The organism is Streptomyces xantholiticus (assembly GCF_014651015.1).
Taxonomy (GTDB): Bacteria; Actinomycetota; Actinomycetes; order Streptomycetales; family Streptomycetaceae; genus Streptomyces; species Streptomyces xantholiticus.
On sequence record NZ_BMWB01000006.1, the window covers coordinates 37,557 to 50,244 of the forward strand.

Below are 12,688 nucleotides of genomic sequence, written 5' to 3' on the forward strand. Positions count from 1 at the left end.
GGAACGGTCACCTTCGGCGGCGCTCCGCTCCAGTGGAGGTTTCCCACCCCCTGCTCGCGCTGCTGCAGGCCTGTTCACCTCGGTCCGCCGCGGTGACCGCTGTCGGTGGACATCTGTACGGGGAGAAGGTGCGGGCGTTTGGCCGTGCGGCCGTCACCGGACGAGTGCCCGCGTACGCGTCTGCGCAGCCAGGGGCCGAGGAAGGAAGCCGCCCAGCGCAGTTCGGCGGTGACGGCGTGCCGTCCGCGGGGCGGGGTCGGTCCAGGAGGCAGCTGATGTGTCCAGGAATCGTCACTGCCGGGCAGGTCGAGGGCATGAGCGACTGCGGCGGCGATCCGCTGGTGGCCGAGCGGGGCGGCGTGCAGCCGGTCGGGGCTCCACAGGCGAGCATCGGTGACCACGGGATGGTGGCCGGTCTCGGCTACGGCGACACCGTGACGCCGGGCGGCTTCGCGGATACGGTCGTTGAGTGCCGAGACGCGCGAGCTGAACGGGCGGGCGAGCGGGGTGATGCGCGCAAGGTCGGGAAAGGTCACGGTGGCGACCCGGGCGCCACCGGCGGTGAGCGCGGCGAACATCGCCTCCAGGTGACCGGCGACCTCGTCGGCGTCGAACCTCGGCCGCAGCATGTCGTTGACCCCGGCGACCACGGTGGCCAGATCGGGGCTCAGGGCGAGGGCGGGTACGAGCTGCTCGGTGTGGACCTGCCCGGCCAGGCGTCCGCGGACGGCCAGGTTGGCGTACTGCAGGCCGGGACTGTGCGGTGCGAGGTGCTCGGCGAGCCGGTCGGCCCATCCTCGAAGTCCGACCGTGTCGTCGCCGTCACCCAGGCCCTCGGTCTGACTGTCGCCCAGAGCCACGTAGCGCAGGTACCGCGGATCAGTGCCGGACATGAGCGGCCTCCCTCTCCCGGAGGACCGCGACCGTGCGTGCGCACCAGTCACGGTTGCCCTCTTCGAAGGCGAGGCCGCGCAGGCACGTCAGGTAAGGGCCGACGGGCCTGCCGTGGCGCAGGAACTCTTCCTCGGTGCGGTCGCCGCGCATGGTGTGCAGCAGCCGTTCGAAGAGGTCGATCTTGGCCTGGGCGAAGGCGGCGCGGTCGGTGAGCTGTGTGATCAGACCCCCGGTGTCGACGTGGTCGGCGGCCTGGACCATGACCAGCAGGTCCTCGCGGATGAAGGAGGGCTTGGCGGCGGTGGCCGTGAACCGCTCCAACTCGGCCAGGCCGGCGTCGGTGACCTCGAACACGCGCTTGTTGGGCCGGGTGTCCTGGACGACCTCCCTGCCCGTGACCAGTCCGTCCTTCTCGAGCCGGGTCAGCTCGGCGTACAACTGCTGCGGCTGGGCGTGCCAGAAGTTGGCCACACCCAGGTCGAACGCCTTGGCCAGCTGGTACCCGCTCAGCTCCTCGTCCAGCAGCGCCGCCAGCACGGCGTGGCGCAGAGCCATCGGATCGCCTCCTTCCTTCCCCTGTTCATGGACACACCCTCCATGGTACTCAAGAATCTGACTAATCACTTTCATGATTACGAAGGGCAAGCCATGACCACAACAGAACGTTTCCGCGCCGCCGTGCACAGTCGCGACCTGGCCGCCCTGGACGACCTGTTCACCGAGGACATCCGGCTCTACAGCCCCGTGAAGTTCACGCCCTTCGAAGGCAAGCCGATGGTGCTGGGCCTCTTCGGGGTCCTGCTGCGCACCTTCGAGGACTTCCGCTACGTCGGGCACTACACCGGCGCGGCCGAGACAAGCACCGACGGCACCGAATCCCCCTCCGCGGTCCTGCTCTTCCGGACGACCGTGAACGGCAGGCAGATCCACGGCATCGACCTGCTGCACTTCGACGACGACGGCCGCATCAAGGAGTTCACCGTGATGGTGAGGCCGCAGTCCGCCGTTCACACCCTGGGCGAAGCGGTCCTCGCCGGCCTGATCGCCGACGGCCTCGTCCCGGCACCCGCGGGTGGGTGAACCGCCGAGTCCGCCGACGCGCAGGGCGTTTGACGCAACCGCACGCGGCCCTGCTCCCCGGGGCGCCACTGACGCGAGCGTCGAGGGCGGCGCCCCGACCGGGCGGGAAATGGGGCGGCCCTGCGGCCGCCCGGGCAGCGTCAGCTCCCCATGACGCTGCCGCCTCGCCTACGACCGCCCTTCATCGCCGACGAACGGACACAGCTCGTCGGACGGCTCGGCATCCAACGCGCGATCATTCGCCACAAGCGCGAGGAGCTCTCCGACGAGAAGGCCCACCGTCCCCTGCTGCCGTCCTCCCCCCAACTGCTCGACGAGCACGCGAAGCAGTGCGCCGTCTTGAACGAGATCACCGCCGCGCACTCGCTCGACGAGACGGGACGGCATCCCGATTTCCGTTCCGCCGCCGCGTCGTTGCGCCGGATGCTGATCCATATGATCGAGGAGACGTCACAGCACGCCGGTCACATGGACACGATCCGGGAGCTGCCCGACGGGCGGAAGCTAGTGAGGCCCTTGACGGGTCCCGAGGGCCTGGACCCACCACGGCCCACCCGAGCCGTACCTCACAGCCACGCCCATGTCCTTCAAGCGGCAGTCCAGGATGCCGGCGCGGTGCGTCGGACTCCGCATCCACCCGGCGACGACGGCTCCGGGGTCCGTGGGGCCCTTGTGGAGGTTCTCCGCCCACCGGCTCCAGCCGTAGCCGGCGGCGGTCATCCGGTCCCCGCCGTCGCGGCCGTCCGGACCGTTGTGCTCGTAGTAGCCGCGGGCTGCCATGTCGTCGGCGTGGGCCTGCGCCGCCTCCTCCAGCTGCCGGCTCACCGACATCTGGGGACAACCCACCTTGGCGCGTTCGGCGTTCACCAGGTCGACGACCCTTCCCACGTCACTTCTGACGGCGCGACCGACAGCGGGTGGCGGCGGGGTCTCGGCAGGAGTGGGGTCCTGGCCGACGACGGCGGTGCCCCGCGGGTCCGGAACCCGCCCGCCCCCCTGCATCAGCCACATGACCGCAACCACTGCGGCGAGCACTGCTGCACCGCACATCGACAACAGGACGGCTCGGGACGGCCGGAACCGCATGGTCAGGCGCATGGGTTGGTCTCCTTCCTCAGGAAGCGCGGCGGAGCGAGGGTTGCACACCGGCCGCGTCCGTCCGGTGCAGCGCGCCCGCTGCTGGGCACATCGGGGGACCTACCAGGGCGGCGCGGGCCGGGACGGTCACAGCGGGTGACGCTTCGGGATGCGGTAGCGGCGCCGCACTGGTTGGCTGGTCGGGCCCGCTCTTCCGAGTTACCGCAAGGAGCGATGATCATGAGCGTTGCAGGTGAGTCCAGCGGCCGTGCCCGTCAGATGCGCGAGAAGGCCCAAGAGCTGAAGCAGGCCGCGGAGCGCGCCACGGACCCGCAGGAGCGTCAGCGGCTGGAGGACAAGGCCAAGCGGCTGCAGGCGCAGAGCGAGCAGGAGAGCAGCATGGGCGGCGGCGACATCTATCCGCCGCAGTAGTCACGGTCGAACACTGCCCGGCCGGTCGGAGCCCCTTGCAGGAGCGCTCCGACCGGCCGGGCAGCTTCGTGCGCGTGCCCTCAGGGACGGTCCCTGTGCACGGCTACGACTACGGCTCTCGCCGCCGGGTGTCGTCCTTGCCCGCCTCGCGCAGACCCTGAGCCGTGTCCTGCCCTGCGCTGCGGGTCTCGTCCTTCGTGGCCCGTGCGGCGTCCTGCGCCGCCGACTTGACCGCCTCGACGGCCTCGTCGGCCGGGTCCCGCAGGCCCTCCTGCACGTCACGGGCGCTCTGCTTGAGCGGTTCGAGGAGTTCGCCGGAGTGCTCGCGCAGCTGCTCACCGACGCGTTCCTCCGCCTTCGACGACGGAAGGAACGCTGCTGCCACCATGCCCGCACCGAATGCCATGACGCCGGCGGCGAGGGGGCTGCCCTGAGTGCGTTCCTTCATCCGGGCAGGTGTGTGCTGGGCCTTGTTGCCGAGACGGCCGGCGGTGTCCCTGGCCATGCCGGCGGTGACCTTCGCCTTCTCACCCACTTGTTCGGCGCCCTCTCCTGCGGTGTCCGCGGCGCTGTGCGCGGTGGAGGACAGTCCGCTCCTGGTGTCCTTGGCAGAGCCCATGACGTGCTCCTTGATCCCCCTGAGTCGGTGTTGTGCCGAATCGGCCTTCCGGCGGGCGATCCTTCGGGGCGCCATCCGGTCGGCCAGGAGGTCCACGTTGCGGGCCAGATGGGCCCGTGTGTGTTCCACTTCGCTCCTCAGCTCGTCGGGTTGCGTGCCCATCGGGCGTCCTCCTTCAGGGTTTCGACGGTCTGCTCGGGTTTGAGGTTCACGTTCCGCATCTGCTTGCGGCCGCGGACGAAGAGCACCGCGCCGACCAGGGCCCAGACGGCGGTCACGATCAGTGCCGCCCATGCCCCGTGCATGACGTTGGCGAGGGCGAGGACGACGGTCAGGCTGCCCAGCAGGAGCACGAGGTGCCCCGCGTAGCCCGCGCCGGCGAGCATGCTGGAGGCCTTGCCCGCCTTCGTCGCCTCCTCCTTCATCTCCGCCTTGGCCAACTGGATCTCTTCCCTGACCAGTTGGGAGAGATCCTTGCCGATCTCGCCGATCAGCTCACCGACCGACGGTTCGCCGACGGGCGGCTGGGCGGCCACCGGTTCAAAGGGGCGTTCCGTCTCCGTCCGGCGTTTCGATGCGGGCGGTGCATGATCCGTGTGGATGGTGGCCACGGCTCAACTCCCTTGTACCGGTGGGTTCCCGTCCTGGTCCCGGCTGCGCGGGTAGGTGGGCGGGGTGTGGGGCTCCACCGGTCCGGGCTCGCCGCCGGCGTAGCGGGGGGTGTAGTGCGGTGGCTGCGACTGGCCGTACGTGTCGAGGGGATCCGGTTGCCCGAACCCGGCGCGGGACGATTCGGAACGGGTCTCCCCGGCGGCCACACCGGCCGGTGTGAGGCGTTCCGCTTCACGGTCGGCGCCGTACGGGGCACCGCGGGCGCCTTCCTCGGAGCCGGCGGCGCTGATGCCCTTGCCGGCGCGCGCCACGGCGAAGCCTGCCAGTGCGGCACCCGCCAGGAACACGCCGGGCCTGCGCCTGGCGAAGTCCTGGATGTCGCTCAGCACGCCCTCCGGGCCCCGGCTCTCGAGGCGGGAGGCCACGCGCCCTCCGCCGTCGGCCATCTGGCGCACGACCTTGGCGGCGCCTGATCCCGGGCGGGCGCTGTCGCTCATCTCCATCAGGTCGTCGGACAACCGCTGGACGTTGGTGGCCAGGCTGTGGGTCTGGGACTGTGCCTGCTCGCGGAGCCGGCCGCGCACCTGGCCGGCGAGGTCCTTGGCCTGGGAGCGAGCCTCGCCGGCCACTCCGGCCGCCTGCCGTTTGGCGGTGCCCGCCACGCCCTGGGCGTGCTCCGTGACCACCTCCGCGCCCTGTGCCGCCTTGTCCTGCACTGCGCTCGCCGCTGCCGCGGTCTTGTTCTGGTCCCTGCGGTCGGGGCCGTCGATGTCACTCAAAGCTCCTCCTGCGTCGAACGTTGCGGATCTTGTTTTCGTGCGGGTACCCCTACTTCGCCGTCACATTGGGACATATCGGTAGAAAAAATAATTCGAGGGATATAGGGATGAATCCCTAAGGAACTACTCATATCTATGCGATGGACGGGTTCGAACCCGGCCCGGCGGTTACCCGGTCCGGCATGGGACGGACAGGGAAGAAACAGAGTGGCGATGTCGGCCCGGAACAGGGCACGGGGGGACCTGGGAGCAGGACGCCAACCGCAGGCGAGGCGCTGCCGGAGGGGCCCACCGACATGGCGAAGAAGTCCTGGCGGGCGGTTCTGCGCCGGACGCTGAACGAGTTCAAGGACGACGAGCTCGCGGACAGGGCCGCGGCCCTCACCTATTACGGCGTGCTGTCGCTGTTCCCCGCCCTGCTGGTACTGGTCTCGGTACTGGGCATCACCGGTGAGTCGGCGACACGGGCGCTGCTGGACAACATTCGGAAGCTCACTCCGGGCGCCGCCCGCGATGTGCTCACCAATGCCGTGGAACAACTGCAGGGCCAGGGCGGCACCGGCTCGGTGCTGGCGATCGCCGGTCTGCTGGCGGCCGTGTGGTCGGCCTCCGGTTATGTGGCGGCCTTCATCCGTGCCTCCAACGCCGTCTACGACATCCCGGAGGGCCGGCCCACGTGGAAAGTGCTGCCGCTGCGGCTGACCCTGACGGTGGCACTGATGATCCTGGCGTGTGCGAGTGCGCTGATCGTGGTGTTCACCGGCGCTCTGGCGCGCCACGGCGGCACGGCGCTGGGCATCGGGGACACGGCCGTGACCGTGTGGTCGATCGCCAAGTGGCCGCTCCTGGTGGTGCTGGTGATCGCCATGATCGCGCTCCTGTACTGGGCGTCGCCGAACGCCAGGGGCCGCGGTTTCCGCTGGGTGACGCCCGGCAGCTGCCTCGCCGTCGTGATCTGGCTGCTCGCGTCGGCCGGCTTCGCTGTGTACGTGGCCAACTTCGGCTCGTACAACAAGACGTACGGCGCCATCGCCGGCGTGATCATCTTCCTGGTGTGGCTGTGGATCACCAATCTGGCGATTCTGCTCGGTCTCGAGTTCGACGCCGAACTGTCCCGTGAGCGTGCGATCACCGGCGGCCTTCCGGAGAGCGAGGAGCCGTACGTGGAGCCGCGCGACACCAGCAAGTGGACCGAAGAGGAACGGCGGCGCGCGGGACCCGTGCAGTAGGGCCGGTCCGAAGGCCTCTTTCGCGCCCCGGGCACCCCTCAGGGGTTTGGGAGCGCAGTCTGCGGATACCCGCTGTCCCGAGGCAACTATGGGACGTACTGCAGAGAACGAAGACAACGAAGAGAGCGACGACACGCAGCAGGGCCGGCCCCTCCGATCGGTGGAGGTGCTGCGCACCGCCCGGGAGCAGCTCGCCGAGCTGACGGGCATGACTGCGGAAGCAGTGTCGTCGTTCGCCCGTACACAGGACGGCTGGCGGCTCGTGGTCGAAGTGCTGGAGCTGGCCCGCGTCCCCGACACGACGAGTCTCCTCGCCTCGTACGAGGTGGAGGTCGACAGCGACGGCGAACTGACCTCCTACCGACGGACGCGGCGTTACGAGCGCGGGCGGGCCGATCGCCCGTCGTGAGCCGGAGGCCGGGCCCTCGTGCCCGGCCTCGCGCAGTGCGCCTTAGGCAGGACACCGACGCCACACACTGCTTCGCACAGGGAGGGAATCACAGCAATGACCGTTGTCCCGGCACAGCAAAGCGCGGGCAGCCGCGGCAGTACCGGACTGTACGACGTGCTGGAACTCGTACTCGACCGAGGGCTCGTGATCGACGCGTTCGTCCGTGTCTCACTGGTCGGCATCGAGATCCTGAAGATCGACGTAAGGGTCGTCGTCGCGAGCGTCGACACATATCTGAGGTTCGCGGAGGCGTGCAACCGCCTCGACCTCGAAGCGGGGAACCGCAAGGACCCCGGGCTCCCGGATCTGGTGGGTGAGATCACCGAGTCGGGCGCCCGCGGCAAGTCCAAGGGCGCGCTCGCCGGAGCCGCGCAGACGATCTCGGACGCCTTCGGCGGCGGCCACGACGACGAGGAGAAGGAGTCCAGGCCACGCGCCAGGCGCAGCAGCACCGGCTCCCGCCGGAAGGAGGAGCAGGAGTGAGCACCTACGTATACGGGATCACCCGCAACTCCCCCGACCTCGAACGCGCCGCCCGGCCCGACGGCGTCGGCGACCCGCCGCGCCCGGTACGGGTGCTCAGCCAGGGCCGGTTGGCCGCCCTGGTCAGCGACGCGCCGGAGGATCTGCGCCCCAAGCGCCGGGACCTGCTCGCACATCAGCACGTCCTGACGGAGGCCGCCGGTAGGACCGGAACCGTGCTGCCACTGCGGTTCGGCGGTGTCTCCTTCGACGACGAGGCGGTGGCCGCGGTCCTGGCCGAACGGGAGGAGCACTACCTCGAGCGCCTCGACGCGGTCGACGGCAAGGCCGAGTACAACGTGAAGGCCGAACACGACGAGGAGGCGGTACTGCACCGGGTGCTCGCCGACGACCCCGATCTGCGGGCCATGGGCGCCGCCCAGCAGGCCGCGGGCGGCGGCAGCCAGGAGGAGAAGCTGCGACTGGGTGAACTGATCGTCGCGGCGGTGCGCCGGCGCGAGGAGCTCGACCGCGACCAGGTGCACCGGGCGCTGGCGGACGCGGCCACGGCCTCGGCGCCCGGCCCGGAGAGTTCCGGTTGGGTGGCGAACCTGTCGTATCTCGTGGACAGGGAGCGCGCGGAGGAGTTCCTCTCGGCCGCAGCCGAGTTCCAGCGGGTGAACCCGCAGTTGAGGTTGCAGGTCAACGGACCGCTGCCCCCGTACAGCTTCGTGGAGTGAGTGATGGGCCTGCTGGGTGAGCTGCTGCTCCTGCCTCTCGCACCCGTCCGTGGCACCTCCTGGGTGCTGCGGCAGGTGGTGGACGAGGCGGAGCGCCAGTACTACGACCCCGCCGCCGTACAGCGCGAACTCGCCGAGCTCGTCGAGCGGTTCGAGGCGGGCGAGATGGACGAGAGCGAATTCGACCGGCGCGAGGACGTGCTCCTGGAGCGGCTGGCGGCGAAGGGCGGCCCACGATGACGACTGCGACCGGCAGGCTTCCCGGCCCGTACGACTCCGGCGGCGGAACCGATCTCGCGGACATCCTCGAGCGCGTCCTCGACAAGGGCATCGTCATCGCCGGTGACATCCGCATCAACCTGCTCGACATCGAGCTGTTGACCATCAAGCTGCGCCTGATCGTCGCCTCGGTCGACAAGGCGAAGGAGATGGGCATCGACTGGTGGGAGCACGACCCTGCGCTCGCCTCCGGTGCCCGCAAGAGGGAACTGGAGCAACGGAACACCGAGTTGGAGCGCCGGGTCGCCGAGCTCGAGGCCCTCTCGTCGCCGGCCCGGCGCGACCAGGAGGACAGGGAGCGGTCATGAGCGATCTGCTGTACGTGTACGCCGTGGCCCGCGCTCCCGTACAGGGTGTGCCCGCCTCCATCGAAGGGGTCGGCGGTGCGCCGGTCCGGCCGGTCGCGGGGGACGGCCTCATCGCGGTGGTGAGCGACGTGCGGGCGGAGGACTTCGAGGAGGCGCCCCTGCGCAAGCACCTGGAGGACCTCGACTGGCTGTCAGGGACCGCTCGTGCGCACGAGTCGGTGGTACGGGCGGTCAGCGACGTCATGGGTGTGGTGCCACTGCGGCTGGCCACCGTGTGCCGGGGCGAGAGCGGAGTGCGCCGTATGCTCGACGACGGGTACGACCGCTTCACGGCGAATCTCGACCGGCTCGAGGGACATGTCGAGTGGGGCGTGAAGCTGTACGCGACGGTCCAGGAGGAGCCGGAGAAGGAGCCCGCGGTGGAGGCGCCGTCCTCGGGCCGTGACTATCTGCGCCGGCGGCTGCGGAGCCGGCAGTCCCGCGAGCGGAACTGGGCGCAGGCCGACGCTCTCGCCCGCCGGCTGCACACCGAGCTCGCCGGGCACGCGGAGGCGCAGCGGCTGCACCGGCCACAGAGCGGGGAGTTGGCCCGTGCCGACGGCGTCAACGTGCTCAATGCCGCCTTCCTTGTCCGCCGCGCCGGGAGCGAGGCGTTCGTGGGGCTCGTCGAGCGGCTGACTCCGCAGGAGCCCGGGATCCGCGTGGAGGTGACCGGCCCGTGGGCGCCGTACTCGTTCGCGGATCTCTCGGACCCCCGTGAGGGGCGGGTCGGTGCATGACGGCGGCCGATGACACCTCACCGCTCGCCCGGCGCGAACTCGCCCTGGTCGACCTGCTGGACCGCCTCCTCGCCGGTGGCGTCGTCATCGCCGGCGACGTCACTCTGCGGATCGCCGATGTGGACCTGGTGAGGATCGACCTGAAGGCACTGATCAGTTCGGTGGGTCCGCGGGTGCCGTCGCCGTGGCCGGCGCCGGAGGAGGACGGATGAGCGACACGCAGCGCCGCCGGGTGGAACTCGACCCGGACACCGTGGAGCGCGACCTCGCCAGGCTGGTGCTGACCGTGGTCGAGCTGCTGCGGCAGCTGATGGAACGGCAGGCACTGCGCCGGGTGGACACCGGGGAGCTCACGGAGGACCAGGAGGAACGCATCGGCATGACGCTGATGCTGCTCGAGGACCGGATGGACGTGCTGCGGGACAAGTTCGGCCTGGAGCCCGGCGACCTGAACATCGACCTCGGACCGCTGGGCTCGCTGCTGCCCCGCGACGAGTGAGGATCCGCGGCGCTCCCTGCCGTTTCCGCCACCTGCCTGCCGCCATCCCCGCCCTGGGGGGAGCGTCCACCTGACCGGAGGTGCACCACATGTCCGCCGGCCCGGTGAAGACCGTCGAAGCGAGCGGCCCATGGGAACCGGCGGGCGCCTATGCGAACAGGAACGCCGTGGCGCCGGCTGCACCGAGTCCGGCTCCGGCGGCGGTCTGGGCGACCGAGTGGTACCCGAGTGCCACGCGGGACCAGCACACGGCCAGGACGAGGACGTATGCGGCGATCCACCACGGCGAGTGGACACAGGCGAGCAGGGCGGTGACGGCGGAGGCGACCGCCGAGTCCACGCTGATCTTCCAGACGGTGTTCACGGCGAGCAGGACGACGGTCATCATCCACAGGGCGGTCATCGCGAGCAGAATCCCGACGGGAGCGTTCCCGAGGACCATGACCAGGAAGCCGACGCCGATGGAGCCGAGGATCACGAAGAAGATCGGGGCGCGCTGCCGGCGGTCCACCACGTGCCGGTCGCCCCAGGTGCCGCGGCGGCGTTCCCTCTCGATGTACGCGGCGGGCGCGATCCCGGCGCACAGCGCGCCCAGCAGGCCCCAGGGGAGCCCGGTCCAGCTGTCCGCAGCGGCCAGGCCGATGCCGAGCATTCCGAGCAGCAGGACATTGCGGGGCTGGAGTACGTCGGTGACCGCGCGGGCCACGTCCGTGGTCCGCTGCACGGCGCTGCTGGGCATCCCGGTTCCTTCACGGGTCGGCGGCGTTCGGATCCGGCCCGAGGCGGCCGACAGCCATGATCGTATCCTCGTCCCGCTCCGACGGTGCCCAGGCGGCAGCTCGCCGACCCCGGCCCGCTCGGGCCGGGGTCCAGGTTGCGAGCACGCCGGCCGCGGCCCGCTCGGCCCCGCCCCTGGGCCGCTAGGCGGCTGCGAGTACGTCGGCCGCGACCCGGAGGTCGGAGACCAGCCCCCGGTACGCCGCTTCGCGGTCGTCCGACCTCAGCACCGCCGACGGGTGGATCGTGCCGATGACGCAGCCGTGGGCGGCTGCCTCACGCTCCGCTATCCCGGTGGCGCCGGAGACGTCCGTCCGGCCCAGCTCGTCCCAGGCGGGCAGCGGCAGCAGCAGCCCGCGCTGCTCGGAGACCCGGAAGGACCCGCCGAGGACGGCCTTGCCCGCGGTGGCGCCGAGCGCCATCACCAGGTCGGGCTCTATCTTGCGCAGTTCGGCGGCCAGCCAGGGCCTGCACGCGGACATCTCCCGCAGGCTGGGCGCCTTGTGGATCCGGCGCTTCCCCCGCACCGCGGTTTCGAACTTGAAATGTTTGACGGCATTGGTGAAGTACGCCGACTTCGCGTCGATGCCCGCTTCCTCGAGCGCGTCGCGCAGCAGCCTGCCTGCCGGGCCGACGAACGGCTCTCCCTGCCGGTCCTCCTGGTCGCCGGGCTGCTCCCCCACGAGCACGATCCGGGCCGAGGAGGGCCCCGCCCCGAACACGGTCTGTGTGGCGTTGCGGAACAGGGGGCACCCCTCACAGACTGCCGCGGCGCTGCGCAGTGCCGGCAGGCCGCCGCTCCGTGGCAGGAACGGGCCCGCGTCGTAGCCCTGCCCGGCTTCCTTCTCACCGCTGACGGTCACTGTCCTCGCCTCCCGCTCAGGGCAGGTTCGCCTCCGTGCACGCCGGGTACCCGTCCGGCCCGGTGGTACTCGCGCCGGGCCGGTGCGCCACGGGCGTGGCCGCCGAGGCATGTGCGACCCAGCCGTACGTATCGGGAGGCCACAATGACGAACGCCCTTGAACTCGACGCGCTCTGGGACGAGTTCCACAGGGTCGTCAACATGACTTCACAGGAGTTGAGCGCCTGGCTCCAGACCCGCGACGCGGGCGAGGACACCGATCCCCTGCCGGACCAGGCCGGCTCACCGACGGGACGCCATGTCCTGGCGATCCTGCAGAAGCGCCGCACCGACCTCACCGACGACGACGTGCGCGTGATGTACGAGGTGGTGGAGACCGTTCAGGCGCAGCGGCAGGAGCAGGGAGCCGCCGTGACCGTCGACGACACGCGCAGGCGTCACCGGCTGATGACTCTCGGGCACGACCCGCTGAAGGCCGGCTGACCACCGTGAGCGGCGGTCGTGAAATCCGGACTGTTGATTCCGGAGATTCCGGGCACCCGGCCGGTATGAACAGTCAGAGTCCCGATCCCGACCCCCGGAACACCCCCGGCGTCCGCCCCGGTGAGCCCGTGCCGCCCGGTGAGACACCGCCCGGCGAGGCGAGCACCGGTTCCGAGACCGGGCCGCGCGGCGACCAGTCGCGGGGCTGGGCCAAGGGCCCGATGATCGCCATCGGCATCGTCGTCGTTCTCTTCGCCGCGTTCTTCCTGGCATACGCGCTGATCATGATCCTTTGAGCAGTCGTCGCCCGCCGGTTCGACCGCGC

The 12,688-nt window shown here is 70.6% G+C and carries 21 protein-coding genes and 1 pseudogene; 14 read left to right on the forward strand and 8 right to left on the reverse strand.

All coding sequences use genetic code 11. The features are described from left to right. Window positions 1-74: 74 nt before the first annotated feature. A complete protein-coding gene (locus IE198_RS12190) occupies window positions 75-893 on the reverse strand; it encodes an SGNH/GDSL hydrolase family protein (protein WP_189885703.1) in 819 nt (272 codons plus the stop codon). Beyond that, window positions 880-1,449, reverse strand: coding sequence for a PadR family transcriptional regulator (locus IE198_RS12195; RefSeq protein WP_189885705.1), 570 nt, complete (start codon window positions 1,447-1,449; stop codon window positions 880-882). The genes IE198_RS12190 and IE198_RS12195 overlap by 14 nt, the downstream gene beginning before the upstream one ends. A gap of 93 nt (window positions 1,450-1,542) precedes the next feature. On the opposite strand from IE198_RS12195, the gene IE198_RS12200 reads away from it, so the two are divergent. Further along, window positions 1,543-1,974 carry a nuclear transport factor 2 family protein gene (locus tag IE198_RS12200; protein WP_189885707.1) on the forward strand — a complete coding sequence of 144 codons (432 nt, stop codon included), beginning with the start codon at window positions 1,543-1,545 and terminating at the stop codon, window positions 1,972-1,974. Between the two features lie 150 nt (window positions 1,975-2,124). Then, window positions 2,125-2,478: pseudogene (locus IE198_RS12205) on the forward strand (mycothiol transferase); the annotation flags it as partial. On the opposite strand, the gene IE198_RS12210 reads toward IE198_RS12205, so the two are convergent. Next, complete coding sequence (locus IE198_RS12210) at window positions 2,479-3,072, reverse strand: CAP domain-containing protein (RefSeq protein ID WP_189885709.1); 594 nt, start codon at window positions 3,070-3,072, stop codon at window positions 2,479-2,481. 219 nt (window positions 3,073-3,291) lie between these two features. Between IE198_RS12210 and IE198_RS12215 the strand changes: the two genes are divergently transcribed. After that, entirely contained in the window at window positions 3,292-3,483 is a 192-nt protein-coding gene (locus tag IE198_RS12215; RefSeq protein WP_189886040.1) for a DUF6381 family protein, read from the forward strand. A gap of 109 nt (window positions 3,484-3,592) precedes the next feature. On the opposite strand, the gene IE198_RS12220 is transcribed toward IE198_RS12215, so the two are convergent. Genes IE198_RS12220 through IE198_RS12230 form a run of 3 tightly spaced genes read right to left on the reverse strand, consistent with a single transcriptional unit; the run spans window position 3,593 to window position 5,493 of the window. Then, a complete protein-coding gene (locus IE198_RS12220) occupies window positions 3,593-4,264 on the reverse strand; it encodes a DUF3618 domain-containing protein (protein WP_189885710.1) in 672 nt (223 codons plus the stop codon). After that, entirely contained in the window at window positions 4,240-4,713 is a 474-nt protein-coding gene (locus tag IE198_RS12225) for a phage holin family protein (RefSeq protein ID WP_189885712.1), read from the reverse strand. The genes IE198_RS12220 and IE198_RS12225 overlap by 25 nt, the downstream gene beginning before the upstream one ends. Before the next feature lie 3 nt (window positions 4,714-4,716). Further along, entirely contained in the window at window positions 4,717-5,493 is a 777-nt protein-coding gene (locus IE198_RS12230) for a hypothetical protein (RefSeq protein ID WP_189885714.1), read from the reverse strand. Window positions 5,494-5,675: 182 nt separating this feature from the next. Here IE198_RS12230 and IE198_RS12235 point away from each other — a divergent pair, with 182 nt between their 5' ends. The 9 genes from IE198_RS12235 (at window position 5,676) to IE198_RS12275 (ending at window position 10,240) form a co-directional block, all read left to right on the forward strand. After that, the gene (locus IE198_RS12235; protein WP_189885716.1) at window positions 5,676-6,722 is read left to right on the forward strand and encodes a YihY/virulence factor BrkB family protein; all 1,047 of its coding nucleotides are present in this window, start codon (window positions 5,676-5,678) and stop codon (window positions 6,720-6,722) included. Window positions 6,723-6,810: 88 nt separating this feature from the next. Further along, window positions 6,811-7,131, forward strand: coding sequence for a gas vesicle protein GvpO (locus IE198_RS12240; RefSeq protein ID WP_189885718.1), 321 nt, complete (start codon window positions 6,811-6,813; stop codon window positions 7,129-7,131). Window positions 7,132-7,227: 96 nt separating this feature from the next. After that, window positions 7,228-7,656, forward strand: coding sequence for a gas vesicle structural protein GvpA (locus tag IE198_RS12245; protein ID WP_189885720.1), 429 nt, complete (start codon window positions 7,228-7,230; stop codon window positions 7,654-7,656). Continuing rightward, window positions 7,653-8,375, forward strand: a complete 723-nt coding sequence (locus IE198_RS12250) for a GvpL/GvpF family gas vesicle protein (protein ID WP_189885722.1) — start codon at window positions 7,653-7,655, stop codon at window positions 8,373-8,375. Before IE198_RS12245 ends, IE198_RS12250 begins: the two co-directional genes overlap by 4 nt. A 3-nt stretch (window positions 8,376-8,378) precedes the next feature. Then, complete coding sequence (locus IE198_RS12255; protein WP_189885724.1) at window positions 8,379-8,615, forward strand: gas vesicle protein GvpG; 237 nt, start codon at window positions 8,379-8,381, stop codon at window positions 8,613-8,615. Then, the gene (locus IE198_RS12260; protein WP_189885726.1) at window positions 8,612-8,962 is read left to right on the forward strand and encodes a gas vesicle protein; all 351 of its coding nucleotides are present in this window, start codon (window positions 8,612-8,614) and stop codon (window positions 8,960-8,962) included. The genes IE198_RS12255 and IE198_RS12260 overlap by 4 nt, the downstream gene beginning before the upstream one ends. Further along, on the forward strand, window positions 8,959-9,741 hold the full coding sequence (locus IE198_RS12265; protein ID WP_189885728.1) for a GvpL/GvpF family gas vesicle protein: 783 nt from the start codon (window positions 8,959-8,961) through the stop codon (window positions 9,739-9,741). The genes IE198_RS12260 and IE198_RS12265 overlap by 4 nt, the downstream gene beginning before the upstream one ends. Next, a complete protein-coding gene (locus IE198_RS12270; protein WP_189885730.1) occupies window positions 9,738-9,953 on the forward strand; it encodes a gas vesicle protein in 216 nt (71 codons plus the stop codon). The genes IE198_RS12265 and IE198_RS12270 overlap by 4 nt, the downstream gene beginning before the upstream one ends. Continuing rightward, window positions 9,950-10,240, forward strand: a complete 291-nt coding sequence (locus tag IE198_RS12275) for a gas vesicle protein K (RefSeq protein WP_189885731.1) — start codon at window positions 9,950-9,952, stop codon at window positions 10,238-10,240. Before IE198_RS12270 ends, IE198_RS12275 begins: the two co-directional genes overlap by 4 nt. Before the next feature lie 148 nt (window positions 10,241-10,388). On the opposite strand, the gene IE198_RS12280 is transcribed toward IE198_RS12275, so the two are convergent. Both IE198_RS12280 and IE198_RS12285 read right to left on the reverse strand, forming a co-directional pair. Continuing rightward, complete coding sequence (locus tag IE198_RS12280) at window positions 10,389-10,979, reverse strand: hypothetical protein (protein WP_189885732.1); 591 nt, start codon at window positions 10,977-10,979, stop codon at window positions 10,389-10,391. A gap of 181 nt (window positions 10,980-11,160) precedes the next feature. After that, entirely contained in the window at window positions 11,161-11,880 is a 720-nt protein-coding gene (locus tag IE198_RS12285; protein WP_229833861.1) for a UdgX family uracil-DNA binding protein, read from the reverse strand. A gap of 144 nt (window positions 11,881-12,024) precedes the next feature. On the opposite strand from IE198_RS12285, the gene IE198_RS12290 reads away from it, so the two are divergent. Both IE198_RS12290 and IE198_RS12295 read left to right on the forward strand, forming a co-directional pair. Beyond that, window positions 12,025-12,363 carry a DUF3140 domain-containing protein gene (locus IE198_RS12290; protein ID WP_189885736.1) on the forward strand — a complete coding sequence of 113 codons (339 nt, stop codon included), beginning with the start codon at window positions 12,025-12,027 and terminating at the stop codon, window positions 12,361-12,363. A 65-nt stretch (window positions 12,364-12,428) separates the two neighbouring features. Continuing rightward, a complete protein-coding gene (locus tag IE198_RS12295; protein ID WP_100105650.1) occupies window positions 12,429-12,659 on the forward strand; it encodes a DUF6480 family protein in 231 nt (76 codons plus the stop codon). The last annotated feature ends 29 nt before the right edge of the window (window positions 12,660-12,688 follow it).